Genomic DNA, 3,280 nt, shown 5'->3' with positions numbered 1-3,280 from the left:
CTCGCCGGCAGGTCGGGCATACCTCGGCCGGCGCGGCGAACACCGCCGGCACCGGGATTCCGGGGACGCCCGCGTGCGGCACGGCGGCGCCGTCGTCGGTCGGGACGTCCACCGCGAGGCGGTCCATCGCCTCCCCGAATTCACCCAGAGTTCGCATTCCGCGCCGGAAGACGCGGAAGCCGACCACGACGAGGAAGATCACGCTGACGGCTACCAGCGCGACCCACAGGACGATCCACATCCACCAGAGCATGATGCCAGTCTAGGCCAGCGCCTGGTGCGCCCGGGCGGCCTCCAGCCAGCGGAGGGTCTCCTCGCGCAGCTCATCGGGGGCGACGACGGCGGCGGATCCACCGAGGCCCGCCACGAGCCCGGGGATCCAGGAACTGGACGCCACCTTCAGGCGTGCCGCCAGCCGGTCCTCGCCCAGCTCCTGCACGGCGTCCGCGTTGTACTGGGCTGCGATCCATCGCGCCCGCGGTTCCAGCACGAGGGTCACGGCCTGGTCGGTCTCCCCCGACCGGTAGGGCGCCGCCGCTCGCGGGTCCTGTGCGGAGGACTCCTCGTCCGTGGAGGACGTGGAGGACGTGGCGGGCTGGTCGGTCAGGGTGGCGCTCTGGATGCGGTCCAGGCGGAAGTTCCGCAGGCCGTCGGAGTCGACGCACCATGCCTCGAGGTACCACGTGTCCTGGTGCAGGAAGATCCGGATCGGCTCGAGCAGGCGGTGCGTGATCTCGTCGCGTGTCGGCACGAAGTAGTCCACCTCCACCCGCACCCCGGAGTGCAGGGCCGCCTGCAGGACGTCGAGCGTCGGGTCGATGTCGTCCTCGGTGAGCTTGGTGGCGACGGCGGTGCCGATGTGCGCGGCGTCCCCGGCAGCAGCGGTCAGCTTGGTCTGGGCGCTGACGATGGCCTCGTTGTTCCTCATGCCGGGGAGTTCGCGGAGGGCCTGGAGCCCCACGATCAGCGAGCAGGCCTCGTCCATGCTCAGCTTCACCGGCTCCGCGAGGTCGCGTGCGTTCGTCAGGTAGATGCGGCCGTCCTCGATGTTCACGTCCATGAGGCCGTCCGGGTAGTGCCGGGGACCGCTGACGAACAGCAGGTCGAGGTCCTTCGTCAGCTGGCCCTCCGTGATGTCGAACCTGCGCGCCGTCTCGCCCACCTCGGCCCCCGGATGCGCGAGGAGGTAGGGCACGAGGTCGAGCAGGCGCAGCAGGTGGTCCTGCGAGGAGGACTTCTTCCGAGGTGCGGGACGTGCGCCGGCGGTGATCTCGACGTCACGGGGAGCCGTCCGGGCGGCCGCGAGGGCTCCTTCGAGGAGCCGGGCGACCTCCGTCGCCAGCTCCCGGGGCTCCTCCACCCTCGCGTTGGTCCCCAGCCCGGCGATCGTCGCCGCCATCGGACTCGATGCCGCGTAGGGCACGCGGAGGACGTCCCACTCCTCGCCCGTCTGCAGGACCTCGGCGTCCTTGCGCACGCGCAGCACCTGGCAGGAGCCGGGGCGGGCGGCGACGACGGCGGTGCGGTCCGGCTCGCTGCGTGACAGCGAGGACAGCGTGGCGTTCATGTCGAAGGACGCCGGCACGTCGAAGGTGCCCTTCAGGAGGACGGGTTCCCCCGTCATGCGGGACAGGCGGAAGAAGCGTTCGGCCTTGCGGGTGGTGTCGAACCCCACCACGTACCAGTGGCCGAACCGCGCGCCCATCCCCCACGGGTGTACTGTCCGCACCTCCTCGCGGCCCGTACTGGCCGCGCGGTAGGGGAAGCGCAGGGGCGTGCGGGAGGTCAGGGCCTGCCACACGATGTCCCAGTAGGGCGCGTCGGTGGTGATGCGGGGCTGGATGAGGGGCGTGAGCTCGACCGCGCCGTCGGTGCTGCGCGAACTGAGCTTCCGCAGTGCCCGGGACGCCGCGGAGTCGAGCGACCCCTGGTCCCACACCCCGGCGGCCAGGTTGAGGACGGCGTATTCCTCCGGCTGGAAGGTGACCCCGCCGAGGCGGTAGTCCTCCGCGCTGATGCGGTACCGCTGCACGGTGTTGTCGTTGTCGAACAGGGCGTCCTCGCTGAAGGACTCGAGGGGGATGCCCTGTTCCCGGAGGGCTGCCTTGTCGCGGTCGAAGAGCTTCTCCCGTGCGGCCACCGACGTCGCCTCGCGGTAGAGGTCGATCTCGTCGAACAGTTCCTCCTTCGTGTACCCGCGTCGGCTCGAGAGGAGCATGATCACGAGGGTGAGGAGGCGTTCGGTACGTTTTGCGGACACGGTGAAACCCTATCTTCCCGGGAGAGGCAAAAGGGACGCAGGCCAACCGGTGGTGGCCTGCGTCCCTCCTGGACTGCGATGCCGGAGCTCCGTGCTCCGACGGATCCGGCTAGCGGACGGCGAGCAGGTCCACCACGAAGATGAGTGCTTCGTTCGGTCCGATCGCCGATCCGGCCCCACTGGCGCCGTAGGCGAGGTGGGAGGGGATCTCGAGCCGGCGGCGGCCGCCGACCTTCATCCCGAGGAGGCCCTGGTCCCAGCCCTGGATGACCTGGCCGACGCCGACCCGGAAGTCGAGCGGCGCGCCGCGGTTCCATGAGGCGTCGAACTCCTCGCCCGTGGAGAACGCGACACCCACGTAGTGGGTGGACACGGTGTTGCCGGGCTTCGCCTCGTCACCCTTGCCCTCGATGAGGTCCTCGATCACGAGGTCGGTGGGCACCTCGTGGGCGGGGAAGTCGATCTCCGGCTTCTGCCGGTCGAAATTGCGCTGTCCGAAGGACATGGGTTTCCTTTCCTGGGATTGTCGTCGGTGTGAAGGAGCGCCGGACTACTGCGCGGCTTCCTTGCTGACGATCTCGACGAAGAACACGAGCGTGCCGGATGGCTGGCCCGCCTGTGCCGTGGGGTATGCCCACGGCTCGGGGATCACGAGCAGGACCTTCGACCCGACCTTCTGGCCGGCCAGGCCCTTGGTCCAGCCGGTGATGACCTGGTTCAGCGGGAAGGTCGCGGGCTCGCCGCGGTCGAAGCTGGAGTCGAACTTCTCGCCGTCGGAGTAGGTCCACCCGCTGTAGTTCGCCGTGATGCTGTCCGTCTCGGCGACGACCTCGCCGTCGCCCTCCTCGAGCACCTTCACGACGAGGTCGTCGGAGGGATCGTTCTCGGGGATGGTCACCTCGGGTGCGCCGTTGTCGGCGAACGTGAACGTGGGGAGCTTGCCCTCCTCGTCGAGCTTCTTGACGTCCTCGGGCGAGAGGACCTCGGGCTCCGGCGGGGGCTGCTCGGCCGAGATGACCT

General features: G+C 69.7%; 3 protein-coding genes and 1 pseudogene. All 4 read right to left on the bottom strand.

The window, feature by feature from the left end:
- Positions 1-253, bottom strand: a pseudogene (locus CVO76_RS05695) (hypothetical protein); the annotation flags it as partial.
- A gap of 9 nt (positions 254-262) precedes the next feature.
- Positions 263-2,260 carry a helix-turn-helix transcriptional regulator gene (locus CVO76_RS05690; protein WP_208741157.1) on the bottom strand — a complete coding sequence of 666 codons (1,998 nt, stop codon included), beginning with the start codon at positions 2,258-2,260 and terminating at the stop codon, positions 263-265.
- 109 nt (positions 2,261-2,369) lie between these two features.
- Positions 2,370-2,765 carry an FKBP-type peptidyl-prolyl cis-trans isomerase gene (locus CVO76_RS05685; protein ID WP_133083106.1) on the bottom strand — a complete coding sequence of 132 codons (396 nt, stop codon included), beginning with the start codon at positions 2,763-2,765 and terminating at the stop codon, positions 2,370-2,372.
- Between the two features lie 45 nt (positions 2,766-2,810).
- The coding region (locus tag CVO76_RS05680) for an FKBP-type peptidyl-prolyl cis-trans isomerase (protein WP_208741156.1) at positions 2,811-3,280 on the bottom strand (470 nt) is incomplete at its 5' end.

Origin of the sequence: Arthrobacter agilis (assembly GCF_002953615.1) — a bacterium.
Classification (GTDB): Bacteria; Actinomycetota; Actinomycetes; order Actinomycetales; family Micrococcaceae; genus Arthrobacter_D; species Arthrobacter_D agilis_B.
The sequence above is the reverse complement of the archived record's forward strand: the minus strand, read 5'-3'. Positions and strand labels throughout refer to the sequence as shown.

Coding starts and splice junctions, on each gene's coding strand:
- CVO76_RS05685 (WP_133083106.1), bottom strand. CDS start 2,765: ATGTCCTTCGGACAGCGCAATTTCGACCGGCAGAAGCCGGAGATCGAC.